This is a genomic window from Bradyrhizobium sp. MI1.3 (genome assembly GCF_055811695.1).
This window is the reverse complement of sequence record NZ_JBVVPQ010000019.1, coordinates 42,393-65,246: the sequence shown is the minus strand read 5'-3', so window position 1 is coordinate 65,246 and position 22,854 is coordinate 42,393. Positions and strand designations below refer to the sequence as shown.

Annotated in this window: 27 protein-coding genes; 25 read left to right on the top strand and 2 right to left on the bottom strand. The window is 64.4% G+C overall.

Going from position 1 to position 22,854, the window contains the following annotated elements; translation table 11 throughout:
• Positions 1-10 precede the first annotated feature (10 nt).
• The 16 genes from rpsN (at position 11) to AC0L3A_RS16375 (ending at position 11,111) form a co-directional block, all read left to right on the top strand.
• On the top strand, positions 11-316 hold the full coding sequence (rpsN, locus tag AC0L3A_RS16450) for a 30S ribosomal protein S14 (RefSeq protein WP_007603033.1): 306 nt from the start codon (positions 11-13) through the stop codon (positions 314-316).
• Between the two features lie 14 nt (positions 317-330).
• A complete protein-coding gene (gene rpsH / locus AC0L3A_RS16445; RefSeq protein ID WP_007603034.1) occupies positions 331-729 on the top strand; it encodes a 30S ribosomal protein S8 in 399 nt (132 codons plus the stop codon).
• Between the two features lie 16 nt (positions 730-745).
• Positions 746-1,279, top strand: coding sequence for a 50S ribosomal protein L6 (rplF, locus tag AC0L3A_RS16440; RefSeq protein WP_007603035.1), 534 nt, complete (start codon positions 746-748; stop codon positions 1,277-1,279).
• An 11-nt stretch (positions 1,280-1,290) separates the two neighbouring features.
• Complete coding sequence (gene rplR / locus AC0L3A_RS16435; RefSeq protein WP_007603036.1) at positions 1,291-1,653, top strand: 50S ribosomal protein L18; 363 nt, start codon at positions 1,291-1,293, stop codon at positions 1,651-1,653.
• 47 nt (positions 1,654-1,700) lie between these two features.
• Positions 1,701-2,288, top strand: coding sequence for a 30S ribosomal protein S5 (gene rpsE / locus AC0L3A_RS16430; RefSeq protein WP_007603037.1), 588 nt, complete (start codon positions 1,701-1,703; stop codon positions 2,286-2,288).
• 25 nt (positions 2,289-2,313) lie between these two features.
• Positions 2,314-2,520 carry a 50S ribosomal protein L30 gene (gene rpmD, locus AC0L3A_RS16425; protein WP_007603038.1) on the top strand — a complete coding sequence of 69 codons (207 nt, stop codon included), beginning with the start codon at positions 2,314-2,316 and terminating at the stop codon, positions 2,518-2,520.
• Positions 2,521-2,593: 73 nt separating this feature from the next.
• Positions 2,594-3,079 carry a 50S ribosomal protein L15 gene (gene rplO / locus AC0L3A_RS16420; protein WP_007603039.1) on the top strand — a complete coding sequence of 162 codons (486 nt, stop codon included), beginning with the start codon at positions 2,594-2,596 and terminating at the stop codon, positions 3,077-3,079.
• A gap of 152 nt (positions 3,080-3,231) precedes the next feature.
• The gene (gene secY, locus AC0L3A_RS16415) at positions 3,232-4,563 is read left to right on the top strand and encodes a preprotein translocase subunit SecY (RefSeq protein WP_007603040.1); all 1,332 of its coding nucleotides are present in this window, start codon (positions 3,232-3,234) and stop codon (positions 4,561-4,563) included.
• 280 nt (positions 4,564-4,843) lie between these two features.
• The gene (locus AC0L3A_RS16410; RefSeq protein WP_354158579.1) at positions 4,844-5,725 is read left to right on the top strand and encodes an adenylate kinase; all 882 of its coding nucleotides are present in this window, start codon (positions 4,844-4,846) and stop codon (positions 5,723-5,725) included.
• Positions 5,726-5,912: 187 nt separating this feature from the next.
• Positions 5,913-6,281, top strand: coding sequence for a 30S ribosomal protein S13 (gene rpsM / locus AC0L3A_RS16405; RefSeq protein ID WP_007611599.1), 369 nt, complete (start codon positions 5,913-5,915; stop codon positions 6,279-6,281).
• 123 nt (positions 6,282-6,404) lie between these two features.
• Positions 6,405-6,794, top strand: a complete 390-nt coding sequence (gene rpsK / locus AC0L3A_RS16400) for a 30S ribosomal protein S11 (protein ID WP_007603045.1) — start codon at positions 6,405-6,407, stop codon at positions 6,792-6,794.
• A gap of 111 nt (positions 6,795-6,905) precedes the next feature.
• On the top strand, positions 6,906-7,937 hold the full coding sequence (locus AC0L3A_RS16395) for a DNA-directed RNA polymerase subunit alpha (RefSeq protein WP_007603046.1): 1,032 nt from the start codon (positions 6,906-6,908) through the stop codon (positions 7,935-7,937).
• 120 nt (positions 7,938-8,057) lie between these two features.
• Entirely contained in the window at positions 8,058-8,474 is a 417-nt protein-coding gene (gene rplQ, locus AC0L3A_RS16390; protein ID WP_007603047.1) for a 50S ribosomal protein L17, read from the top strand.
• A 160-nt stretch (positions 8,475-8,634) separates the two neighbouring features.
• Complete coding sequence (locus AC0L3A_RS16385) at positions 8,635-9,423, top strand: SDR family NAD(P)-dependent oxidoreductase (RefSeq protein ID WP_473254765.1); 789 nt, start codon at positions 8,635-8,637, stop codon at positions 9,421-9,423.
• Between the two features lie 9 nt (positions 9,424-9,432).
• On the top strand, positions 9,433-9,729 hold the full coding sequence (locus AC0L3A_RS16380) for a DUF1330 domain-containing protein (RefSeq protein WP_473254764.1): 297 nt from the start codon (positions 9,433-9,435) through the stop codon (positions 9,727-9,729).
• A gap of 53 nt (positions 9,730-9,782) precedes the next feature.
• Entirely contained in the window at positions 9,783-11,111 is a 1,329-nt protein-coding gene (locus tag AC0L3A_RS16375) for a chloride channel protein (RefSeq protein WP_007603050.1), read from the top strand.
• Between the two features lie 3 nt (positions 11,112-11,114).
• Here AC0L3A_RS16375 and AC0L3A_RS16370 read toward each other — a convergent pair whose 3' ends face one another.
• Entirely contained in the window at positions 11,115-12,128 is a 1,014-nt protein-coding gene (locus tag AC0L3A_RS16370; protein ID WP_473254763.1) for a zinc-binding alcohol dehydrogenase family protein, read from the bottom strand.
• 78 nt (positions 12,129-12,206) lie between these two features.
• Complete coding sequence (locus AC0L3A_RS16365; RefSeq protein WP_473254762.1) at positions 12,207-13,820, bottom strand: OprO/OprP family phosphate-selective porin; 1,614 nt, start codon at positions 13,818-13,820, stop codon at positions 12,207-12,209.
• A gap of 312 nt (positions 13,821-14,132) precedes the next feature.
• Here AC0L3A_RS16365 and AC0L3A_RS16360 point away from each other — a divergent pair, with 312 nt between their 5' ends.
• The 9 genes from AC0L3A_RS16360 to AC0L3A_RS16320 all read left to right on the top strand — a co-directional run bounded on the left by AC0L3A_RS16360 (position 14,133) and on the right by AC0L3A_RS16320 (position 22,849).
• Positions 14,133-15,539 carry a DegQ family serine endoprotease gene (locus AC0L3A_RS16360; RefSeq protein ID WP_473254761.1) on the top strand — a complete coding sequence of 469 codons (1,407 nt, stop codon included), beginning with the start codon at positions 14,133-14,135 and terminating at the stop codon, positions 15,537-15,539.
• Positions 15,536-16,870: a replication-associated recombination protein A gene (locus tag AC0L3A_RS16355; RefSeq protein WP_473254760.1), complete on the top strand. Its 1,335-nt coding sequence runs from the start codon at positions 15,536-15,538 to the stop codon at positions 16,868-16,870. The genes AC0L3A_RS16360 and AC0L3A_RS16355 overlap by 4 nt, the downstream gene beginning before the upstream one ends.
• A 78-nt stretch (positions 16,871-16,948) precedes the next feature.
• Positions 16,949-17,266 (top strand): HigA family addiction module antitoxin, encoded by a 318-nt coding sequence (locus AC0L3A_RS16350; RefSeq protein WP_007603055.1) that lies wholly within the window; start codon positions 16,949-16,951, stop codon positions 17,264-17,266.
• A complete protein-coding gene (locus tag AC0L3A_RS16345) occupies positions 17,263-18,480 on the top strand; it encodes an RluA family pseudouridine synthase (protein ID WP_007603056.1) in 1,218 nt (405 codons plus the stop codon). Before AC0L3A_RS16350 ends, AC0L3A_RS16345 begins: the two co-directional genes overlap by 4 nt.
• A 50-nt stretch (positions 18,481-18,530) precedes the next feature.
• Positions 18,531-19,325 carry an ATP12 family chaperone protein gene (locus tag AC0L3A_RS16340; protein ID WP_473254759.1) on the top strand — a complete coding sequence of 265 codons (795 nt, stop codon included), beginning with the start codon at positions 18,531-18,533 and terminating at the stop codon, positions 19,323-19,325.
• A 54-nt stretch (positions 19,326-19,379) separates the two neighbouring features.
• Positions 19,380-20,984: a flagellar hook-length control protein FliK gene (gene fliK, locus AC0L3A_RS16335; protein ID WP_007603058.1), complete on the top strand. Its 1,605-nt coding sequence runs from the start codon at positions 19,380-19,382 to the stop codon at positions 20,982-20,984.
• A complete protein-coding gene (locus AC0L3A_RS16330) occupies positions 20,981-21,241 on the top strand; it encodes an EscU/YscU/HrcU family type III secretion system export apparatus switch protein (RefSeq protein WP_007603059.1) in 261 nt (86 codons plus the stop codon). The genes fliK and AC0L3A_RS16330 overlap by 4 nt, the downstream gene beginning before the upstream one ends.
• A gap of 68 nt (positions 21,242-21,309) precedes the next feature.
• Positions 21,310-22,128, top strand: coding sequence for a class D beta-lactamase (gene blaOXA / locus AC0L3A_RS16325; RefSeq protein ID WP_219684091.1), 819 nt, complete (start codon positions 21,310-21,312; stop codon positions 22,126-22,128).
• A gap of 184 nt (positions 22,129-22,312) precedes the next feature.
• Entirely contained in the window at positions 22,313-22,849 is a 537-nt protein-coding gene (locus AC0L3A_RS16320) for a carboxymuconolactone decarboxylase family protein (RefSeq protein ID WP_473254758.1), read from the top strand.
• Positions 22,850-22,854 lie beyond the last annotated feature (5 nt).

The window sequence follows — 22,854 nt, the reverse complement described above, 5'->3', positions numbered from 1 at the left end:
GGAGCCAAGCATGGCAAAGAAGAGTTCAGTCGAAAAGAACAACCGGCGCAAGCGGATGGCGAAGAACGCCGCTCCGAAGCGCGAGCGGTTGAAGGCGATCATCGCCGACAAGTCGCTGCCGATGGAGGAGCGGTTCGCCGCGACCCTGAAGCTGGCGGAAATGCCGCGCAACTCGTCGACGACCCGCATCCGTCTGCGTTGCGAGCTGTCGGGCCGTTCGCGCTCGAACTATCGCTTGACCAAACTGTCCCGCATCGCAATGCGGGATCTTGGCTCCAGGGGCATGGTCCCGGGCCTCGTAAAGTCCAGCTGGTAAGGAGGGTCGTTTAGATGTCTACGCACGATCCAATCAGCGATCTGATCACCCGCATCCGTAACGCGCAGATGCGTTCCAAGAACAAGGTCTCCACGCCTGGCTCGAAGATGCGCGAGAACGTCCTCGAGGTGCTGAAGAGCGAGGGCTACATCCGCGGTTACGCCACGCTCGAGCACTCCTCGGGCCGCAGCGAGATCGAGATCGAGCTGAAGTATTTCGACGGCGAGCCCGTTATCCGCGAGATCGAGCGTGTCTCCAAGCCCGGGCGTCGCGTTTACGCCTCGGTGAAGAACCTGCCGCGGGTCAATAACGGACTCGGCATTTCGGTGTTGTCGACGCCGAAGGGAATCATGGCTGACCACAGTGCGCGTGAAGCGAACGTGGGCGGTGAAGTTCTCTTCACGGTGTTCTGAGAAGGATTTTTGATCCATGTCACGTGTTGGCAAAAGGCCGGTAGCGGTGCCGTCGGGTGTGACCGCGACCGTCGACGGGCAGACCGTCAAGATGAAGGGGCCGAAGGGCCAGCTTCAGTTCGTCGTCCATAACGACGTCGAGGTGAAGCTCGATAACGGGCAGGTCAAGGTGAACCCCCGGGTCGAGACCAACCGCGCGCGGGCCCTGTACGGGACCGCTCGCGCCCAGGTCGCGAATCTGGTCGAAGGCGTCACCAAGGGTTTCGAGAAGAAGCTCGAAATCACCGGCGTCGGTTACCGCGCCGCGCTGCAGGGCAAGAACCTGCAGCTCGCGCTCGGCTACAGCCACGATGTGGTCTACGCGATCCCGGAAGGGATCACGATCACCGTGCCGAAGCCGACCGAGATCACGGTGACCGGCAGCGACATTCAGCGCGTCGGCCAGGTCGCCGCCGAGATTCGCTCCTATCGTCCGCCGGAGCCCTACAAGGGCAAGGGCGTGAAGTATGTTGGCGAATTCATCTTCCGCAAGGAAGGCAAGAAGAAGTAACGGAGCCGGTCATGTCGAAAGCCAAGGTTACGAATGCCCGGCGCAAGCGCAGTGTACGTCTGAAGCTGCGCCGCTCGGGTGGCGGCCGTCCGCGCCTGTCGGTGTTCCGCTCGTCCAAGCACATCTACGCCCAGGTCATCGACGACCTGAAGGGCGAGACGCTGGCCTCTGCCTCGTCGCTCGAGAAGTCGATGCGCGATGGCGGCAAGACCGGCGCCGACATCGATGCGGCGAAGGCGGTCGGCAAGCTGCTGGCCGAGCGCGCCGCAGAGAAGGGTGTCAAGGAAGTCGTGTTCGATCGCGGCAGCTATCTCTATCACGGGCGCGTCAAGGCTCTTGCCGACGCGGCGCGTGAGAGCGGGCTGAGCTTCTAACAGAATTTGAGGATTGAGGCGTAAGCCTCTGAAGGACTGGAAAAACCATGGCAGAACGCGAACAACGTGGTGGACGCGATCAACGCGGCGGCGGACGTGAACGCAGGGAAGAGCGCGACAGCGAGTTCGTCGACAAGCTCGTCCACATCAATCGCGTCGCCAAGGTCGTCAAGGGCGGCAAGCGCTTCGGTTTCGCAGCGCTGGTCGTGATCGGCGACCAGAAGGGCCGCGCCGGCTTCGGTCACGGCAAGGCGCGCGAAGTGCCCGAGGCGATCCGCAAGGCAACCGAATCCGCCAAGCGCAACCTGACCCGCGTGTCGTTGCGCGAGGGCCGCACGCTTCATCACGACATCGCCGGCCGTCATGGCGCGGGCCGTGTTTACCTGCGCGCAGCTCCGGCCGGTACCGGCATCATCGCCGGCGGCCCGATGCGCGCCGTGTTCGAGACGCTCGGCGTCCAGGACGTGGTTGCGAAGTCGATCGGCTCGTCGAACCCGTACAACATGGTTCGCGCGACCTTCGATGCGCTGAAGCATCAGGATTCGCCGCGCTCGGTCGCTGCCCGCCGCAATATCAAGGTGTCCACCCTCCAGTCCCGCCGTATCGGTGGTGACGCCGAGGCGGTTGCCGAATAACGCAAGCTTTTCGGAGTAGACGCCCATGGCCAAGAGTGCCGTTACGACCGCAAAGACGATCAAGATCGAGCAGACCGGCAGCGCGATCCGCCGCCATCACTCGCAGCGCTCGACGCTGATCGGGCTCAAGCTCAACAAGATCGGCCGCACCAGCGAACTGCCGGACACCCCGGCGGTCCGTGGCATGATCTTGAAAGTTCACCATCTCGTTCGCATCGTCGACGAGAAGTAAGCAAAGGCGCACGATCCCGGAGCGGGGACCCGTTTTCGGTGAAGGTCATGCGCAAGAAACAAGGAGCAGGGCGATGAAGCTCAGCGATATCGCCGACAATGCCGGCTCGCGCAAGAAGCGTATGCGCGTCGGCCGCGGCATTGGTTCGGGCAAGGGCAAGCAGGCCGGCCGCGGGGGCAAGGGCCAGACCGCGCGTTCGGGTGTGCGCATCAAGGGTTTCGAAGGCGGCCAGATGCCCTTGCATCGTCGTCTGCCCAAGCGCGGCTTCAACAACATCTTCCGCGTCGAGTTCGCCGAGATCAATCTCGACCGGCTCCAGGACGCGGTCGATGCCAAGAAGATCGACACCGGCAGCGTCGTGAACGTCGAATCCCTGGTCAAGGCCGGCGTGCTGCGCCGCGCCAAGGGTGGCCTGCGGCTGCTCGGCCGTGGCGAGTTCAAGGCCAAGCTCAACATCGAAGTGCACGGCGCCTCGAAGACCGCGATTGCGGCAGTCGAGAAGGCCGGCGGCTCGGTGAAGATCCTCGCGCCTGCCAAGGAAGAAGGCGAGGCGGCGTAACAACTGCGTCATCGGCCCGCGGCTCGCGGGCCTTTACGCATGCGGGACGATGGACTTATCGAAGCCGTAGCCCCAGATAATGTCCGGTGTCCGGTATAATGTAGCCCGGCCGCGGGCATAACGGCGCAATAAGCGGCGGGAGAAAGTCCAAGATGGCCTCTGCAGCGGAACAACTGGCAGCCAATCTCAATTTCGGTGCGTTTGCCAAGGCCGACGAACTGAAGAAGCGCATCTGGTTTACCCTGGGTGCGCTGCTCGTTTATCGGCTCGGGACCTACATCCCGCTCCCCGGCATCGATCCCAACATCTGGGAGCAGGTGTTCCGCTCCCAGGCGGGCGGCATCCTCGGCATGTTCAACATGTTCGCCGGCGGCGGCATTCACCGCATGGCGATCTTTGCGCTGAACATCATGCCGTACATCTCGGCCTCCATCATCATCCAGCTCCTGACCACCGTCTCGCCGCAGCTCGAGGCGCTGAAAAAGGAAGGCGAGTCCGGCCGCAAGCTGCTGAACCAGTACACCCGCTATCTCACGGTGATCCTGGCCGCGTTCCAGTCCTACGGCATTGCGGTGGGCCTCGAAGGCGCCGGCAACGTCGTCAGCGACCCCGGCATGTTCTTCCGCCTGTCGACGGCGATCACGCTGACCGGCGGCACCATGTTCCTGATGTGGCTGGGCGAGCAGATCACCTCGCGCGGCATCGGCAACGGCATTTCCCTGATCATTCTCTCCGGCATCGTCGCCGAGCTGCCCGCGGCGCTCGCCAACATGCTCGAACTCGGCCGTCAGGGTGCGATGTCGACCGGCCTGATTCTGGTCGTCATCGTCATGGCGGTGGCCGTGATCGCCTTCATCGTGTTCGTGGAGCGCGCCCAGCGCCGGCTCTTGATCCAGTATCCAAAGCGCCAAGTCGGCAACAAGATGTTCGAGGGGCAGTCCTCGCATCTGCCGCTCAAGCTCAACACCTCGGGCGTGATCCCGCCGATCTTCGCGTCCTCACTGCTGCTGCTGCCGACCACGGTTGCGAACTTCAATGCGGGCAGCGGGCCGGAATGGTTCCAGTGGATCACCACCCAGCTCGGCCACGGCCGTCCGCTGTTCCTGATCATGTATCTGGCGCTGATCGTGTTCTTCGCCTTCTTTTACACCGCGATCGTGTTCAATCCGACCGAGACTGCGGACAATCTGAAGAAGCACGGCGGCTTCATTCCGGGTATCCGCCCGGGCGAGCGTACCGCGGAATATATCGACTACGTGCTGTCGCGCATCACCGTGCTCGGCGCGGTCTATCTCGCGATCGTCTGCTTGATTCCAGAAATCCTGATCTCCTACGCGTCGGTGCCGTTCTACTTTGGCGGCACTTCGCTGCTGATCGTCGTCAGCGTCACCATGGACACGGTGGCACAGGTGCAGGGCTATCTCCTGGCGCATCAGTACGAAGGCCTGATCCGGAAGTCGAAGCTGCGCGGCCGCCGCCGTTAAGCGCGGCGTCCTCTTGGGCGGCGCAATTGCCGCCGCCGATTCGCCGCGCGTGCAACGCGCGCGGACGGCGAGCCGGCCATTCGGTCGCCTCGGCAAAGCCGCTCTTACTGTCGTGCAAGCACTTATCTCCAAGCACTGGTCTCAAAGGCTTCTTGGCGTCCGGCCATTTGCTCCCCTATGATATGGGTAGCGGTGCGGCGCTGATTATGATTTGCACTGTAACTGGACTTCAAAACACAGGTGCACGACGTATCGCGCACCAATCGGGGGGCGTACGCCGATGAGAATTATACTTCTGGGGCCGCCGGGATCGGGCAAGGGCACCCAGGCGCAGCTGCTGGTGCAGCGCTATGGCATCGTCCAGCTCTCGACCGGCGAGATGTTGCGTGCAGCGGTGGCGGCCGGAACGCCGGTCGGTCTCAAGGCCAAGGAGATCATGGCCAGCGGCGGCCTCGTGCCAGACGATGTCGTGGTCGGAATCATCTCCGATCGGATCGATCAGCCGGATGCCAAGAACGGTTTTATCCTCGACGGTTTCCCGCGGACCGTGCCGCAGGCCGAGGCGCTGGATGAGCTGCTCAAGCACAAGCACCTCAAGCTCGATGCCGTGATCGAGCTCCGCGTCAACGAGAGCGCGCTCCTGAACCGTGTCGAGACTCGCGTCGCCCAGATGCGCGAGCGCGGGGAGGAGGTCCGGCTCGACGACACTCCGGAAGTCCTCACCAAGCGACTCGCCAGCTACCGCAACCAGACGGAGCCGCTGATTCACTACTATTCCGAGCGGCGGAAGCTCTCGACCATCGACGGCATGATGGCCATCGACGAGGTCACCCGCGCCATCCATCGCCAGCTCCTGGCGCTCGGGGCGGTCGAGCCCAAGACACATGGCAAGACCCGCGCCCGGAGCGCGGCCAAGGCGGCCCCGGCCAGAAAGGCCAAGACTGCTAAGAAATCGGCCAAAAAGCCCGTGAAAGCGGCCAAAAAGGCTGCGAAATCCAAGAAGGCGGCCAAGAAGGCGACGAAGGCAGGCAAGAGAATCGTCAAGAAAGCCGCCAAGAAGGTAGGAAAGAAGAAGGCAGCCAAAAAGACCGCCAGGAAGGCTGTCAAGAAAGGTGCCAAAAAGGCCGCAAAAAAGGTCACGAAAAGGCGAGCTAAGCGCTAGCAGCGGTTGACGAAAGCCCCCTGAATCCCCTAATAAGCCCCGCATCCAAGTCGGATAGTTTCAAACGATGCCGGGCCCCAGGAAGACCAGGGGTGGGCGTCGTGTTCGCGTTTGTGAACACCTGCCCGAGAAACCAAGCACTTAAAGCCCGATTCCTGACGAGGGATTGGCGACAGGAGAGAAGGCCGTGGCCCGTATTGCCGGCGTGAACATCCCGACCAACAAGCGCGTGCTGATCGCGCTCCAGTACATCCATGGCATCGGTCAGAAGATCGCCGGTGAGATCATGGAGAAGGTGAAGATCCCAGACGATCGTCGGGTCAATCAGCTCAGCGACGCCGAAGTGCTTCAGATCCGCGAAGTGATCGACCGCGACTATCTCGTCGAGGGCGATTTGCGTCGTGAGGTCGGCATCAACATCAAGCGTCTGATGGATCTCGGCTGCTACCGCGGCCTGCGCCATCGTCGCGGTCTGCCGGTGCGTGGCCAGCGTACCCACACCAATGCGCGTACGCGCAAGGGTCCGGCCAAGGCCATCGCCGGCAAGAAGAAGTAAGTTTTCGCATCCAATCACGGCGTGTGGCGACCCGGGGATGACCCGTTCGCCACGCGCCTTTCGTTCCACAGGTGTAGCCGCTGGCATTACGGCGGCGTTTGAGATCTTCAGGAAAGGTAGTCTATGGGCAAGGAAGCCACCCGCGTTCGTCGTCGTGAGCGCAAGAACATCGCCTCCGGCGTCGCGCACGTGAACTCGTCGTTCAACAACACGACCATCACCATCACCGACGCGCAGGGCAACACGATTGCCTGGTCCTCCGCCGGCACGATGGGCTTCAAGGGCTCGCGCAAGTCGACCCCGTATGCCGCACAGGTTGCCGCCGAGGACGTGTCGAAGAAGGCGCAAGAGCACGGCATGCGCACGCTGGAAGTCGAAGTCGCCGGTCCCGGTTCGGGCCGCGAATCGGCGCTCCGGGCGCTGCAGGCCGCGGGCTTCACCGTCACCTCGATCCGCGACGTGACCACGATCCCGCACAACGGTTGCCGTCCCCGTAAGCGTCGGCGCGTTTGATACCAGATTGCGGGCGCATCGGCGCCCGCGATGACTTTTTGCAAAGCCGTGGAAATGATCTGCGGCCTTTCTCCAACGCCAGTGCCTGCAACAGCAGTCTGACTGGCCTGTATGGGTGAAACAGTGACGATCCAGAAAAATTGGCAAGAACTGATTCGGCCGAACAAGCTGCAGGTACAGCCCGGCAGCGATCCGACCCGTTTCGCGACCATCGTCGCCGAACCGCTCGAGCGCGGCTTCGGCCAGACGCTCGGCAACGCGCTGCGCCGCATCCTGCTGTCCTCGCTCCAGGGCGCGGCAGTGCAGTCGGTGCACATCGACGGCGTGCTGCACGAGTTCTCCTCGATCGCGGGCGTCCGTGAGGACGTCACCGACATCGTGCTCAACATCAAGGACATCTCGATCAAGATGCAGGGCGAAGGCCCCAAGCGCATGGTCGTCAAGAAGTCCGGCCCGGGCGTCGTCACCGCCGGCGACATCCAGACCGTGGGCGACGTCGTCGTGCTCAATCCCGACCTGCAGATCTGCACGCTCGACGAGGGCGCCGAGATCCGCATGGAGTTCACGGTCGCAACCGGCAAGGGCTACGTTCCCGCCGAGCGCAACCGCCCCGAGGACGCACCGATCGGCCTGATCCCGGTCGATAGCCTGTACTCGCCGGTCCGCAAGGTCTCCTACAAGGTCGAGAACACCCGCGAGGGCCAGATCCTCGACTACGACAAGCTGACCATGACGATCGAGACCAACGGCGCGCTGACGCCTGATGATTCCGTCGCCTACGCTGCGCGCATCCTGCAAGATCAGCTCAACGTGTTCGTCAACTTCGAAGAGCCGCGCAAGGAAGTCGCCCAAGAGATCATCCCGGACCTCGCCTTCAACCCGGCCTTCCTCAAGAAGGTGGACGAGCTCGAGCTGTCGGTGCGTTCGGCCAACTGCTTGAAGAACGACAACATCGTCTACATCGGCGACCTCGTGCAGAAGTCCGAAGCCGAAATGCTCCGCACTCCGAACTTCGGCCGCAAGTCGCTGAACGAGATCAAGGAAGTGTTGGCCCAGATGGGTCTGCACCTCGGCATGGAAGTGCCGGGCTGGCCGCCGGAGAACATCGACGAGCTCGCCAAGCGCTTCGAGGATCACTACTGATCCGAACGACGACAGGCTGAGGCGCGAATTCATCGCGCCTTAGCGGGCGAACGCAGGCAGCCCACCTGAGCAACTGGTCCGACGAACCGTCGCGACGAATGAAATTCAAGGAATAGATAAATGCGTCACGGCAAGGTTCATCGTAAGCTCAACCGCACCGCCGAGCATCGCCGCGCGATGTTCGCCAACATGTGCGCCGCGCTGATCAAGCACGAGCAGATCGTCACCACGCTGCCGAAGGCGAAGGAATTGCGTCCGATCGTCGAGAAGCTGATTACCCTCGGCAAGAAGGGCGGGCTGGCCATGCGCCGCCAGGCCATCTCCGAAATGCGCGACAAGGATCAGGTCAGGAAGCTGTTTGACACGCTCGCGCCCCGCTACAAGGATCGCCAGGGTGGCTACACCCGCATCATCAAGGCCGGCTTCCGCTACGGCGACAACGCCCCGATGGCCGTGATCGAGTTCGTCGACCGCGACGTCGATGCCAAGGGCCAGGACTCCGGTCCGGTGCAGGAGAAGGAAGCCGAGGCGGCGTAAGCCGACCGGCAGAGAGTTTTCAGAAAGCGGCGCCTTCGGGCGCCGCTTTTTTATTGGCCGTCCTCGTTGGTTGCGTCCTGCTCCTCACGCGTCGGTGAGTGCCGATTGCTATCGTGCCGGCAGCGCCCAATATCTCCGCCAGCATCAACGGAGATCACGCATGAACATCGACCTTTCCGGAAAGACCGCCCTCGTCACCGGCTCGACCGCCGGCATCGGCCACGCCATCGCCAAGGGCCTTGCCGGCTCGGGTGCGAGCGTCGTGATCAACGGACGCGGCCAGGACAAGGTCGATGCCGCCGTGCGCAAGCTGGAAGGCGTGGGCGGGAAGGTCCGCGGCATCGCTGCCGATGTCTCGACCGCTGCGGGCTGCAAGGCGCTGGCCGCGGCGCTGCCGGAGGTCGACATCCTCGTCAACAATGCCGGCATCTTCGAGCCGAAGGACTTTTTCGACATTCCGGACGAGGACTGGAGCCGCTTCTTCGAGGTCAACGTGATGAGCGGCGTGCGTCTGTCACGCGCGTATATGAAGGGCATGCTCAAGCGCAACTGGGGCCGCATCGTCTTCATCTCCTCGGAGTCCGGGCTCAACATTCCCGTCGAGATGATCCACTATGGAATGAGCAAGACGGCGCAGCTCTCGGTCGCGCGGGGCCTGGCGCAGCTCACCCGCGGCACCGGCGTCACCGTCAATTCCGTGCTGCCGGGCCCGACAATGTCGGAGGGCGTCGAGACGTTCGTGAAGGATCTTGCCAAGCAGAACGGCCAGTCGGTCGATGAGGCCGCGGCCAATTTCGTCAAGCAGCATCGCCCGAGCTCGCTGATCCAGCGCTTCGCCAGTGTCGACGAGATCGCCAACATGGTGGTTTATGTCGCCTCGAAAGAAGCGTCCGCGACCAACGGTGCGGCGCTGCGCGCGGAAGGCGGCATCGTCAACACGATTGCCTGAGGCCTGCGCATGCCGGCCTACGTGATCTCCGAGGTCGAGGTGCGCGACAGAACCGCGATGGAGGCCTATCGCACGTTGGCCGCGGCAACCATCGCGCAATATGGCGGCCGCTATCTCGTGCGTGGCGGCGCCACTGAGGTGGTGGAGGGCGGCCCGCCGCCCAAGACCATCATCATCGTGGAGTTCCCATCGATGGCGCGGGCGCAGGAATGGTACGCGTCAGTGGAATATGCCGAAGCGCTAAAGCTGCGGCAAACGGCGCTGGAGCGACGGTTGATGTTCGTCGAAGGCGTGGTTCCAGTCTAGCTGGTCTGCTCGCTTGCCCCTTCAATTCGCGACGTGACCGGCTAAAACGGCTCATGCTCTGGCCCCTGTCGACCCGCCATAAACGCCTGTTCAGGCTGACATCCGCGCGATGGCAGCGGCGGGCGATCTTCGTGCTCGGTGGGATCGGGGTTGGCGCCGCGGCGGTGGTGCTGGCCCAGCTCGCCGATCTCGCCCAGCACGCCTTTGCGCTGCTGTTGGCTCAGTCGCGCTACGTCGTACTCGCGGTGACACCTCTCGGCTTCATGCTCTCGGCCTATCTGACCACCCGGCTGTTCCCGAACGCACAGGGCAGCGGCATTCCCCAGGCGATCGCCGCGCGGCATCTGACCGACCAGGCGGCGCGCGAGAGCCTGGTCTCGATCCGAATCGCGATCGGAAAAGTGATCCTCACCTTGTTCGGCCTGCTATGCGGCGGCTCCGTCGGCCGGGAAGGACCGAGCGTTCAAGTCGGCGCTTCCATCATGTTCGCCCTCGGCCGCGTCTCGCCACGCCGCCAGCCCGGATTGATCCTGGCCGGCGCGGCCGCCGGCGTCGCGGCCGCCTTCAACACACCGCTGGCGGGAATCGTCTTCGGCATCGAGGAGATGAGCCGTGCTTTCGAGACACGTACCAGCAGCCTCATCATTGCGGCGGTGATCGCGGCCGGCCTGACCTCGCTCGCTCTGATGGGCAACTACGCCTATTTCGGCAGCAGTGCGATGTCGCTGGCCCCCGGCGTCGACTGGCTGGCGGTTCCGGTGTGCGGCGTGGTCGGCGGTTTGGCTGGCGGCATCTTCAGCCGTATCGTCATCATTATGGCGCGCGGCTTGGCCCATCCGTTCGGACGCGCGGTGAAGGGCCACCCTCTGTGGTTCGCGCTTGCGTGCGGATTGGCGGTCGCGATCTGCGGCCTTGTCTCCGGCGATACGATCTATGGCACAGGCTACCAGCAGGTAAAGACGGCCCTGGAGCAGGGCGGACCGCTGCCGCAGGACTTCGGCATCCTCAAGCTTCTCGCCACCACCTTCGCGGCAATCAGTGGCATACCCGGCGGAATTTTTTCGCCGTCACTCGCCGTTGGAGCCGGCCTCGGCAGCAATATCGCGTCCTTCTTCCACGACGCTCCGGTCGGCGCGATCATGCTGCTTGGCATGGTGTCGTATTTTGCCGGTGTGGTGCAGGCGCCGATCACCGCTTTCGTCATCGTGACCGAGATGACCGACAACCACGCCATGGTGGTGCCGTTGATGGCCGCCGCCCTGATTGCACATGCCACATCGCGGATGATCTGCGAGGAAGGGATCTACCACGCGCTCGCCAAGGGCTTTATCGAGCGGGCGACGCGTCCGCCGGAGACGAATGCGGCGCCCGGTTCGAGCTAGGACCTACCACCCCTCCAGCACGATCTTGCCGCGCGACTTGCCACTCTCGAGCAGTGCATGCGCGCGCTTGAGATTGATCGCGTTGATCGTGCCAAAGGTCTGGTCGAGCGTCGTGCGCAGCACGCCCTTGTCGATGAGGTCGGCGACATCATTGAGCAGATGATGCTGCGCGATCATGTCGGCGGTCTGGAACGAGGAGCGCGTGAACATCGATTCCCAGTGCACCGAGATCGCCTTGCCCTTGAACGCGCTCACGGTGAATTCCGGGGGATCGTCGATCAGGCCGAACTTGCCTTGCGGTGCCATGAATTCGGCGATGTTCTTGTAGTGCTGGTCGGTGAAGGTGAGGCTCGCCACCAGCGCGACCGGCGGCAGCTTGAGCTTCTCGATCTGCTCCTTCATCGGCTTGCCGTGGTCGATCACCGCATGCGCGCCGAGATCGAGGCACCATTTTTGCGACTCCGGTCGCGTCGCGGTCGCGACAACCGTAAGGCCGGTGAGGCGGCGTGCAAGCTGGATCAGGATGGAGCCGACACCGCCGGCGCCGCCCGTGATCAAGAGCGTGCGCGGATCAACACTCTTGCCGGGCACCGCACCGAGCCGATCGAATAACAGCTCCCACGCGGTGATGGAGGTGAGGGGTAGGGCGGCGGCCTGCGCAAACGACAGGCTCTTCGGCTTGTTGCCGACGATGCGCTCGTCGACGAGATGGAATTCGGAATTGGTACCCTGGCGCAGGATCGAGCCGGCGTAAAACACCTCATCGGCCGGCTTGAACAGCGTGACGTCCGGACCGACGGCGTCGACCACGCCGGCCGCGTCATAGCCCAGAATCTTCGTCTCGCCCTCGGGCGGGGCTGCGCGCTTGCGCACCTTGTAATCGACCGGATTGGCCGAGATCGCCTTCACGGCCACGCGGATATCACGGCCCTTCGGTTCGGGCTTTGCGGTCTCGAAATTGATCAGCGCGTCCTGATCCTCGATCGGAAGCGACTTCCTGTAGCCGACGGCCTTCATGGCGTGTCTCCTTCAGACAGCGTTGCAGATGCTGGGTCCCGGGTTCGCATTTTGGCGCCCCGGGACGACAGGCGAGACCTAGAACGCGAACTGCGTCCGCATCGCGACCGCATCGAATTTCGAGCCGACATCGGCGGTCGAGACCGGCGAGGCCTGCCTCGACACCGTGCCATGCAGATAGTCCAGCATGAAACGGACGTTGCCGTTGACGTACCAGTTCAGCGCCGCCGTGTAGAGGGTCTGCCGGCCGCCTGCGACGCCGGTGGCGGTTCCGAGCTGATCGTTGAGGTCGACCGTGGAGAACCGTCCCGCGATTTCCCACGCGCCCCAGCCACCGCCCTCGAGCGAGAACGGGTGCGCCGGCTTAACGCCGCCATAGGCCGCATTCGCCGCATTGTAACTGCGGCTCTCGCCCGTCAGCACGTAGCCGGCCTGCGCGTAGCCGCCCTGGAATTTGAGGCTCGGCGCACCCAGCGGCGGCAGGCCGGTATTGGCGCTGCGATCGATGTTGTACCAGAAATACTCGCCTTGCAGGATCAGCGGTCCATAGGTGGCGGCCGCTTCGACGCTGTAGACCTGCGCGCCGGAGGCATTGGCGATTGCGCCGGTCGTAGCCAGTGCCGTGGGATCGATGCGCAGTTCCGGACGATCGCTCAGCGTCACCGTCTGTGCACCCGTCACCAGATTGCGCGTCGGCTGGATCAGCCATTCGGCATTGCCGCCGAGATGGACTGAGTAGTCTTTGCCACTGACGACCTGGCCGGCGACACGGGCGACCGCGCCGTATTGTTCCGTGGTGCCGTTCGGCGCAACGCTCGAGGCTGAGTGGATCGCACCGGTAGCGGGACCGGTAACATAGCCGCCCGCCCAGAACATGTCGTTGTACCAGCGCGTGCCGACAGCCGAGCGGAAGTCGCCTGCGGCGATGCTGGTGGCAACGATGCCCGCCGAGGCGCGCTCCATGAACATGATGTCGTTGGAGCTCGTGGCCTCATCGAGCGTGTAGGGCAGGTCCATGATGCCGCCTTCGATGGCCATCTTGCCGCCGAATGGCTTCAAGCCGGTGTAGCTGAGATAGGCGTTCTCGACGCCGGAGACGCCGCCGCCGGGCAGCGAACCCGGAGCTGCGCCGCCAAATCCGTCGGAGGAGCCGCCGAAGTCGTAGATCAGCGCGAAATTCCAGTCATTGAAGAACTTGCCGGCGAGACCGATGCGCGCGCGGCGGACGTTCTCGCCGCTGTCGAGCTTTTGTGGCACGGTAGCCGCTGTGTTGGGCCGATAGTCATAGCCGCCGACATCGTAGTGCACGCGGCCTGTGATTCCGACGCAGTTTGCTCCATCGGCAGTGCAGATGGTGGGCCGGTTGTTCGGCATCGTCACGACGACGCCGGATGCGGGCGCCGGTCCCTTGAGCGGGATCGCCGCGTTGGCGTTGGCGACGACGGCCTTCGCTTCGGACCGCGCTTCGGCTTTCGCCTCCGCCTTCGCCTCAAGCCTGGCCTTCGCCGTCGCCGCGGTATTCGCGGCGGTCTGGCTCTGGAGCTTGTCGAGCTTCTGCTCCAGCATCTTCAACTGCTGCTTCAGGAGCGCGATCTCCTGGTCGCTGCTGCTCGCCGATTGGGCCTGGGCCTGCGAAGCTGCCAGTGCGGCGGCGAGACCAATCGCCGTGGCTGCAATTCTTGTCCTGCTCACGTCATGACTCCATCGTTTGATGAACTTCCCCAAGTCGCTGGCGGAGAGCCTAGGTGTGATCGATGACTGCCCCGCGACGCTGCGCCCGGTTGCGCGGTTCCCACTGGTGTAAATTCGCCGCAACCGAATCCGCCTTGCACCACCATGCAAGATGACGCACATCATGCCAATCCACAGCCCCGGCAAATTGCCATTTCGCACGCACAGCTTGCAGGCCGGACACACCAAAAAGGGGGGCGAATATGGCGCCGGGCGCCCTTCTATTGGGGGGCGAACGCGCCTATATTCCGGCGTCTTTTCCAAGAGGTAGGAATGTTTCGATCGACCTGGACCGCCGTCGTCACGGCACTGTGCATAGCCTTTTCGGCCAGCTTCAATCCGGCCGCCGCGCAGGACCGCCGTGTGCCGTCCTCGCCCGCCGAACTGCGGCTGTCTTATGCGCCGATCGTGCAGCGGGTGCAGCCGGCGGTTGTCAACGTCTATGCCGCCAAGGTGGTGCAGAACCGCAACCCGTTGCTCGATGACCCAATCTTCCGCCGCTTCTTCGGCGTGCCCGGCCAGCAGCAGGAGCAGGTGCAGCGCTCGCTCGGTTCGGGCGTGATCGTCGATGCGTCGGGGCTCGTTGTCACCAACGTCCACGTCATCGAAGGCGCCGACCAGGTCAAGGTGTCGCTGTCGGACAAGCGTGAGTTCGAGGCCGAGATCGTGCTGAAGGACTCTCGCAGCGATCTGGCCGTGCTGCGTTTGAAGGACACCAAGGAGAAGTTTCCGGCTCTCGAATTCACCAATTCGGACGAGCTGATGGTAGGCGACGTCGTGATGGCGATCGGCAATCCCTTCGGCGTCGGCCAGACCGTGACTCACGGCATCATCTCGGCCTTGGCGCGCACGCAGGTCGGCATCACCGACTACCAGTTCTTCATCCAGACCGACGCGGCGATCAATCCCGGCAATTCCGGCGGCGCGTTGGTCGACATGAGCGGCAGGCTCGCGGGCATCAACACCGCGATCTATTCGCGCTCCGGCGGCTCGCAGGGCATCGGCTTCGCGATCCCCGCCAACATGGTGCGCGTCGTCGTCGCCTCCGCCAAGGGCGGTGGCAAGGCGGTAAAACGGCCATGGCTCGGCGCGAAGTTGCAGGCGGTGACGCCGGAGATCGCCGAGAGTCTCGGCCTGCGTTCGCCGACCGGTGCGCTGGTCGCAAGCGTCGTTCCGAACGGCCCGGCGGCCAAGGCCGGGCTGAAATCGTCCGACCTGATCGTCTCGATCGACGGCCAGACTGTGGATGATCCCAACGCCTTCGACTATCGTTTCGCCACACGGCCGCTCGGCGGCACGGCGCAGATCGACGTGCAGCGCGGTGGCAAGCCGGTCAAGCTGACAGTGGCGCTGGACGCCGCGCCTGATACCGGCCGCAATGAGCTCGTCATCACCGCGCGCTCGCCTCTCCAAGGTGCGAAGGTCTCGACCATCACCCCGGCGCTCGCCGACGAGCTGCATCTGGACGCCGACACCGAAGGCGTCGTGGTCACCGATCTCGGCGGCGACAGCGCGGCCGCAAATGTCGGCTTCCAGAAGGGCGACGTCATCCTGGCGGTCAACAACCAAAAGATCAGCAAGACCAGCGATCTAGAAAAGGCGGCGGCCGAGCGCCAGCGCATCTGGCGCATCACGCTGGTGCGCGGCGGCCAGCAGATCAACGTCACGCTGGGCGGATGAGTCCGAAACGACCACAGGAGACGCCAACTCTCTTCGCCGCGGCGGGGCTCGATCACGAGGCTCCGCATCCGCTGCCGGATCGGCTGCGGCCGCGCGCGCTCTCGGAGGTCGTCGGCCAGGATCACATCCTGGGTCCCGACGGCGCGCTGACGCGCATGCTGGAGACGCGCACGCTGGGCTCGCTGGTGTTCTGGGGCCCGCCCGGCACCGGCAAGACCACGGTGGCGCGGCTTCTCGCGGACGCCACCGATCTGCATTTCGAGCAGATCTCCGCGGTGTTCTCCGGCGTCGCCGATTTGAAGAAGGCCTTTGAGGCGGCGCGTGCACGCCGCGAGATGGGCAAGGGCACGCTGCTGTTCGTCGATGAGGTGCATCGCTTCAACCGCGCCCAGCAGGATTCGTTTCTGCCCGTCATGGAAGATGGCACAGTGGTGATGGTCGGCGCTACCACCGAAAATCCGTCCTTCGAGCTCAACGCGGCGCTTCTGTCCCGGGCGCGCGTGCTGGTGTTTCGCTCGCTCGACGCGGCCGCGATCGAAAAGCTGTTTGCGCATGCCGAGGAGGTCGAGGGCCGCAAGCTGCCCCTCGACGAGGAAGCGCGCGCCGTGCTGGTGCGCATGGCCGATGGCGACGGCCGCGCGTCGCTGACGCTCGTCGAGGAAGTCTGGCGCGCCGCGCGCAAGGACGAGATTTTCGACGCCGCGCAGTTGCAGGAGATTTTGCAGCGCCGCGCGCCGATCTACGACAAGTCGGCCGACGGCCACTACAATTTGATCTCGGCGCTGCATAAGTCGGTGCGGGGCTCCGATCCCGATGCCGCGCTGTATTATCTCGCGCGCATGCTCGATGCCGGCGAGGATCCGCTGTTTCTGGCCCGCCGCGTCGTGCGCATGGCTGTCGAGGATATCGGGCTTGCCGATCCGCAGGCGCTGGTCATCGCCAACGCCGCCAAGGACGCTTTCGACTTCCTCGGCCATCCCGAGGGCGAGCTCGCGATCGCGCAGGCGGTGGTCTATCTCGCCACCGCGCCGAAATCGAATGCCGTCTACACCGCCTTCGGCACAGCGATGCAGGTCGCAAAGCAGGCCGGCTCGCTGCTGCCGCCGAAACACATTCTGAACTCGCCGACCAAGCTGATGAAGTTGGAAGGCTACGGCGCATCTTACGAATACGACCACGACGCCCCCGACGCCTTCTCCGGCCAGGATTACTTCCCGGAAGCCCTGGGCCGCCAGACCTTCTACGACCCGCCCGACCGCGGGTTCGAGCGGGAGATCAGGAAGCGGCTGGATTATTGGGCGAAGTTGCGGAAGGAGCGGGGTGGGGCCTAACCCTTTCGGGCTTGCCGCAGGGTTCGATTTACGGTTTACGTAACGCGTAATTCACGCTAGTCCGGCCAAGAAATCGCCATGCCCCGCACGCCCATACATCCCGGTGAACACCTTGCCGAAGAACTGCGACAACTCGGCATCTCCGCCGCAGAACTCGCGCGTCAGGTCGATGTACCCGTGAACCGGATCACCGGCATCATCAATGGACAGCGCGGAATCACGGCCGATACGGCGTTGCGTCTTGGTCACTGGTTCGACACCAGCCCGCAGTTCTGGATGGACCTGCAGCAGCAATATGAGCTGCGCCTCGCGGAAGAAGAGGTGGGGGCGCAGGTTGCGTCGCTGCCGCGCCGCGCGACGGTGCAGTCGACACGAAAGCTTGGAAAAACCGCATGAGCCGCCGCATCAAGAGAATGAACCCGAAACCTCGCGAGCGCGACGAGCGCAAGGAGGCGCGTCCGTTCAAGGCGCGCAGCGCCAAGGCGGCGGGGCCGCGGCCTGGGGCGAAGCCAGGCGGGAAGCCGCCGCGATTTGCGGCCGAGCGCAACGAACGGCGCGCGCCCAAAGCTGTTGTGCAGGAAACGCCGGTTGCTGCAAAGCCCGTCGAGGCATTGCTGCCGACCAAGGTGCAGACCGTCAAGGTGACAGCCGACGAGAACAACATGCGCGTCGATCGCTTCCTTGAAGCGCACTTTCCCGGCCTCTCATTCTCCCACATCCAGCGCGTCGTTCGCAAAGGCGAGCTGCGCGTCGACGGCAAGCGCGTCGACAGCAAGGACCGCCTGGAGGAGGGTCAGAGCGTCCGCATTCCGCCGCTGAAGCTCGACACGCCGAAGGCACCCAACCCGCAGTCGGAGGCGGCGCAAAAGACGCTTGCCGCGCTGAAGGAGATGACGATCTATGAGGACGACGACGTTCTCGTCCTGAACAAACCGGCCGGTCTCGCCGTGCAGGGCGGCTCGGGCATGACGCGACACATCGACCAGATGCTGGAGGTGATGCGCGATTCCAAGGGCCAGAAGCCGCGCCTCGTGCATCGCATCGACAGGGAGACGTCGGGCTGTCTCCTGGTCGCCAAGACGCGCTTTGCCGCCTCGCATCTGACCGGCGCGTTCCGTTCGCGGTCGGCGCGAAAAACCTATTGGGCGCTGGTGCCGGGGCTACCGAAGCCGAAGCAGGGCCGCATCTCGACATTCCTTGCCAAGGAAGAGAGCGAGGACGACACCATCATGCGCATCGCCCAGCATGGCGACGAGGGCGCAAGCCACGCTGTGACATACTATGCGGTGGTCGAGACCGCCGGCAACAAGCTGACCTGGGTGTCGCTGAAGCCGGTGACGGGGCGCACCCACCAGCTGCGCGCCCACATGGAACATATCGGCCACCCCATCGTCGGCGATCCCAAATATTTCAACATCGAGAACTGGCAGCTGCCGGGCGGCCTGCAAAACCGGCTGCACCTGCTGGCACGCCGCATCGTCATCCCGCATCCGCGCGGCGGCTTCATCGATGCCACCGCGCCGCTGCCGCAGCACATGCAGCAGTCGTGGAACCTGCTCGGACTCGACGCAAGCCGGTTTGATCCGATCGAGAACGCGCCTGAAGAGTAGTTGAACGGGGGCGGTTGAAGGGTTGGTGACTGGGCAGGGACCGAAACAAGATGCGCGAATTGTTCGATGAAGCTGCGGGGCGATCCCCGCTCGATCCGCAGGAGTTGGTCCGCCAGGCCACGCGCGTGCCGTTGCGCAAGCGTTTCTACAAGGAGGCTGGGGTAACCGAGGCCGAGGACGGCTTCGCCATCACCCTCGATGGCAAGGCGATCCGAACGCCCTCCGGGCGCCAGGTGGTGATCCCCTCGCGCGCGCTGGCCGACGCAGTGGCTGCCGAGTGGGCGGATCAGAACGAGACGATCAAGCCCATGACCATGCCGCTGACGCGGATCGCCAACAGCGTGGTCGAGGGCGTCGTCGACCGCGTCGATCTCGTCACGGACGACCTCGCAAAATACCTCCAGTCCGATCTGCTGTTTTATCGCGCCGGCCATCCCGAGGGACTTGTCGCCCGGGAGGCCGCGCATTGGGACCCCGTGCTGTTCTGGGCCGCGGAGACGCTCGGCGCGCATTTCATCCTGTCCGAAGGCGTCATGCATGTGACGCAGCCGGAGGAGGCGCTCCAGGCCGCGCGTGCGGCGCTGCCGGGGGATGCCTGGTCGGTCGCCGCGCTCCACGTGATCACCACGCTCACCGGCTCGGCCCTGCTGGCGCTGGCACTAGCCCATGGCGTACGCGACGCCGATCAGGTCTGGGCGGCGGCTTATGTCGACGAGGACTGGAATGCCGAGAAATGGGGCGTGGACGAGGAGGCGGCGGGCCGCCGCGCAGCCCGCCTGCGGGATTTCGAGGCTGCCGTGGCGGTTTTGACCGCGGTGAAGCTGCCCTCGGCCAAAGGTCCTTAACGAGAGGTTTACGACGCAGGCGTTAGGGTGGCCCGTGCTCCAGGGCCCCTCGCGATGCCGACGCCGATAAGCTCGATTCTTCCCGTCAGTGCCGCCAGCCCTGTTGCTGACGCGGCGACGCCCGATCTTGTGCTGCAGGCCGGCAGCGTGGTCGACGCCAGAGTGGTCAGCGTGCTCGCCGATAATCTGGTGCGGATCGCGATCGCCAACCTCTCGATGGATGTGATGTCCGAGGTGTCGCTGACACCGGGACAAAATCTCCAGCTTGCGGTGTCGCAGAACGGCGGCACCATCCGGCTCGCCGTCATGGGCGGCGCCGGCGAGGCGACCGCCGATCAGGTCACGCTGACGCCGGCTGCGGCCTCGCTGGTTGACAGCCCCTCGCTTGCTCCGTCGGCGAGCGCGGGACGCAACGTGCTGACGCCATCGGAGCAGGTCGCCGTTACCGCAGCTTCGGCCGAGGCGGTCACAAAGCAGGGCAGCCAGGCGCCGCTGTTCGCCAATCTGGCCGCGGTCGTCACCGGCAGCGATCTTCCGGCGGGGCTGAAGCAGGCGATGCTGGGCGTGCTGGCGCAGCAGACGCCGCTCAACACCGGGCTCGATGGCGGCGATATCGAATCCGCCTTCCAGAAGTCCGGGCTGCTCCTCGAGGCCTCGCTCGCCGCAGGCGTGACGCCGTCCTCCGGAACGATGCCGGATTTGAAAGCCGCGCTGCTGGTGCTGCGGCAGACTCTGACAACGCTCGAGACGGCGCCACAGGCGCAAGGTGCCGCCCTTCCAGCTGATACCGTGGCGGCACCGCAGGTCGCTGTCGCGCAGACGCAGGCTGCACAGGCCGCATTGACCGCAACCGAACCTGAGATCGCCCAATCACCGCAAATGCCGCGCAGCGCCAATCTCGTAGCCTCTGTTTTGGCGGACATCGCTGGCGGTGCGCCGCAGGCCTCGATGCCGCGGACCATGACCGCAGGCCTTGCCGCCAGTCTCCTGCAAGAGATCACGCAAAACCTGCCGCGCATGATGGGGAACGTGCCGGGCTCGAACAAGGCCGTGCCCGACGGACATATTTTCGAGGCCGCCGCGCGCGCGACGCCACCACCGGTTCGCGGCGCGCTGCCGTCGCCGCAATCCATCGCCTCGCCGTCACTCGTACCGGATACGCCGCTCGCTGCCACCGTGCATCGCCTGCTCGACGACACCGATGCAGCGATCGCGCGCCAGACCTTGCTGCAGGTTGCTTCGCTCCCCGATCGCACCGACGCCGGCGGTCACAGGATCGATCCGACCGTGCCGCAGTGGAATTTCGAGATTCCATTCGCAACGCCGCAGGGCACGGCAATGGCGCAGTTCGAGATCTCGCGCGACGGCGGCAATGAATCCGCCGATCCCGCCAAGCGCGCCTGGCGCGCGCGCTTCACGCTCAATGTCGAGCCGGCCGGCCCCGTGCACGCTTTGATTACTCTGAACGGTGACAAGACCTTCGTGCGGATGTGGGCGGAGCGGCCGGCGACCGCACAGCAGCTCCGCGCCGGAATCGGCGAGCTCAACCAGGCCCTGACCAGGGCCGAGCTCAAGCCCGGCGACATCCTGGTCCGCGATGGCACCCCGCCGCAGCCCACACCGGCCCGTGCCGGCCACTTCCTGGATCGCGCCACATGAGCGACCCGTCGAAGCTTGCGATTGCGCTCCATTACGAGAAGGGCAGCAACGCGCCTGTCGTCGTCGCCAAGGGCAAGGGCACGATCGGCGAAAAAATCGTCGAGATCGCCAAGGCCAACGACATCCCGATCGAGGAGAACGAGATCCTGGCCGGCGCGCTCTCCAAGGTCGAACTCGGCGAGGAGATCCCGCCCGACCTCTACAAGGCCGTCGCCGAAGTACTGGTGTTCGTGCTGCGGCTGTCGGGCAGGCGGTAGCTGTCATCGTTTCACCACGATAACGGCTTCATGGTCGGGTCCATTTTATCGTTCAACGGACATCGCTCTTGCTCACCCGCCGTTCGACTCTCGGTCTTCTCGCCGCAGCCGCGATCCTGCCATCGCGCGCACTCGCTCACGTCGCGCCGCCGCGCAACGAGATCCGTGACAGCCTTGCAAAGCGCTTCACCGACCTCAACACGGCCGGGACGTTCGTCGGCTACAAGGTCGAGGACTATCTGATCGTCGCCAGCGACAAGGAACGTTCGGGCGAGGCGAAGCTGCCGGCTTCGACCTTCAAGATTCCGAACTCGCTGATCGCGCTCGAAACTGGCGTCGTCACTGATCCCGACAAGGACGTATTTCCCTGGGATGGCGTGAAGCGTCCGATCGAGGCCTGGAACAAGGACCACACGCTGCGCAGCGCGATTCTCGTGAGCGCGGTGCCGGTCTATCAGGAGATCGCGCGCCGGATCGGGCAAGAGCGCATGCAGAAATACGTCGATCTGTTCGACTACGGCAATCGCGACATCGGCGGCGGCATCGACCAATTCTGGCTCACCGGCGCCTTGCGCATCGATCCGGTCGAGCAGGTCGATTTCGTCGACCGGCTGCGCCGTCGCGCGCTGCCGATCTCGAAACGCAGCCAGGATCTCGTCGCTGACATCCTGCCGGTGACCAAGGTCGGCGATAGCGTCATTCGCGCCAAGTCCGGGCTGCTTGGTGCAGAGCGCGGCGAGCCGTCGCTTGGCTGGATGGTGGGCTGGGCCGAGAAGGGCGAAGCGCACACCGTGTTCGCGCTCAATATGGACTGCAAGGAGCCGCGTCTGGTCGGTGAGCGCATGCCGCTGACGCAAGCCTGCCTTGCCGAGATCGGCGCGATCTAGCGCTACCGCGCGAGCGCCGCTCGACTAGCATCCTCCGGGTCAAGAAAAAACCGGGAGGACACAACATGAACTCAACGCCGCTCTGGCTGTCGTCGCTGACGCTTGCTGCCGCGGGCGGCTGGCTCGCCGCTACGATGTTTGCCGCTCCCGCCACCAGCAGGGAGCCGCGCTTCCGCAGCTCACGATGGACCAGCTCGACGCCAAGCAGAAGCCGCTCGCCGAGCAGATCATGAAGGTCTCGAGCGTGGGCATCGGCGGGCCCTACAATCCGATGATCCGCAGCCCGGTGCTCGGCCAGCGTCTGTTTGACCTGTTCCACTATCTGCGCTGGGAGACCTCGGTCCCGACAAAACTCAACGAGTTCGCGATCCTGATCATCGGGCGGCAATGGCGCTCGCAGGTCGAATGGTACGCCCATGCGCCGCTCGCGGCGAAGGCGGGCCTGTCGCCCGACGTCATCGCGGAGCTGATGGCCAATAAGCGGCCTGCGAACATGGCCGAGGACGAGGCCGTGGTCTACGATTTCGTCACTGAGCTCACCACGACGAAGAAGATCGGCGACGAAACCTTTGCGCGCGCGAAGAAGGTGTTCGATGACCAGCAGATCGTCGACCTTACCGCGGTCGCCGGCAATTACGTGATGGTCGCGATGCTGCTGGCAATGGCGGAGGAGACCGTGCCGCCGGACAAGCAGGAGCCGTTCAAGCCGGGCGAGCCGTAAGAGCG

Coding starts and splice junctions, on each gene's coding strand:
- rpsN (WP_007603033.1), top strand. CDS start 11: ATGGCAAAGAAGAGTTCAGTCGAAAAGAACAACCGGCGCAAGCGGATG.
- rpsH (WP_007603034.1), top strand. CDS start 331: ATGTCTACGCACGATCCAATCAGCGATCTGATCACCCGCATCCGTAAC.
- rplF (WP_007603035.1), top strand. CDS start 746: ATGTCACGTGTTGGCAAAAGGCCGGTAGCGGTGCCGTCGGGTGTGACC.
- rplR (WP_007603036.1), top strand. CDS start 1,291: ATGTCGAAAGCCAAGGTTACGAATGCCCGGCGCAAGCGCAGTGTACGT.
- rpsE (WP_007603037.1), top strand. CDS start 1,701: ATGGCAGAACGCGAACAACGTGGTGGACGCGATCAACGCGGCGGCGGA.
- rpmD (WP_007603038.1), top strand. CDS start 2,314: ATGGCCAAGAGTGCCGTTACGACCGCAAAGACGATCAAGATCGAGCAG.
- rplO (WP_007603039.1), top strand. CDS start 2,594: ATGAAGCTCAGCGATATCGCCGACAATGCCGGCTCGCGCAAGAAGCGT.
- secY (WP_007603040.1), top strand. CDS start 3,232: ATGGCCTCTGCAGCGGAACAACTGGCAGCCAATCTCAATTTCGGTGCG.
- AC0L3A_RS16410 (WP_354158579.1), top strand. CDS start 4,844: ATGAGAATTATACTTCTGGGGCCGCCGGGATCGGGCAAGGGCACCCAG.
- rpsK (WP_007603045.1), top strand. CDS start 6,405: ATGGGCAAGGAAGCCACCCGCGTTCGTCGTCGTGAGCGCAAGAACATC.
- AC0L3A_RS16395 (WP_007603046.1), top strand. CDS start 6,906: ATGGGTGAAACAGTGACGATCCAGAAAAATTGGCAAGAACTGATTCGG.
- rplQ (WP_007603047.1), top strand. CDS start 8,058: ATGCGTCACGGCAAGGTTCATCGTAAGCTCAACCGCACCGCCGAGCAT.
- AC0L3A_RS16385 (WP_473254765.1), top strand. CDS start 8,635: ATGAACATCGACCTTTCCGGAAAGACCGCCCTCGTCACCGGCTCGACC.
- AC0L3A_RS16380 (WP_473254764.1), top strand. CDS start 9,433: ATGCCGGCCTACGTGATCTCCGAGGTCGAGGTGCGCGACAGAACCGCG.
- AC0L3A_RS16375 (WP_007603050.1), top strand. CDS start 9,783: ATGCTCTGGCCCCTGTCGACCCGCCATAAACGCCTGTTCAGGCTGACA.
- AC0L3A_RS16370 (WP_473254763.1), bottom strand. CDS start 12,128: ATGAAGGCCGTCGGCTACAGGAAGTCGCTTCCGATCGAGGATCAGGAC.
- AC0L3A_RS16360 (WP_473254761.1), top strand. CDS start 14,133: ATGTTTCGATCGACCTGGACCGCCGTCGTCACGGCACTGTGCATAGCC.
- AC0L3A_RS16355 (WP_473254760.1), top strand. CDS start 15,536: ATGAGTCCGAAACGACCACAGGAGACGCCAACTCTCTTCGCCGCGGCG.
- AC0L3A_RS16350 (WP_007603055.1), top strand. CDS start 16,949: ATGCCCCGCACGCCCATACATCCCGGTGAACACCTTGCCGAAGAACTG.
- AC0L3A_RS16345 (WP_007603056.1), top strand. CDS start 17,263: ATGAGCCGCCGCATCAAGAGAATGAACCCGAAACCTCGCGAGCGCGAC.
- AC0L3A_RS16340 (WP_473254759.1), top strand. CDS start 18,531: ATGCGCGAATTGTTCGATGAAGCTGCGGGGCGATCCCCGCTCGATCCG.
- fliK (WP_007603058.1), top strand. CDS start 19,380: ATGCCGACGCCGATAAGCTCGATTCTTCCCGTCAGTGCCGCCAGCCCT.
- AC0L3A_RS16330 (WP_007603059.1), top strand. CDS start 20,981: ATGAGCGACCCGTCGAAGCTTGCGATTGCGCTCCATTACGAGAAGGGC.
- AC0L3A_RS16320 (WP_473254758.1), top strand. CDS start 22,313: ATGGACCAGCTCGACGCCAAGCAGAAGCCGCTCGCCGAGCAGATCATG.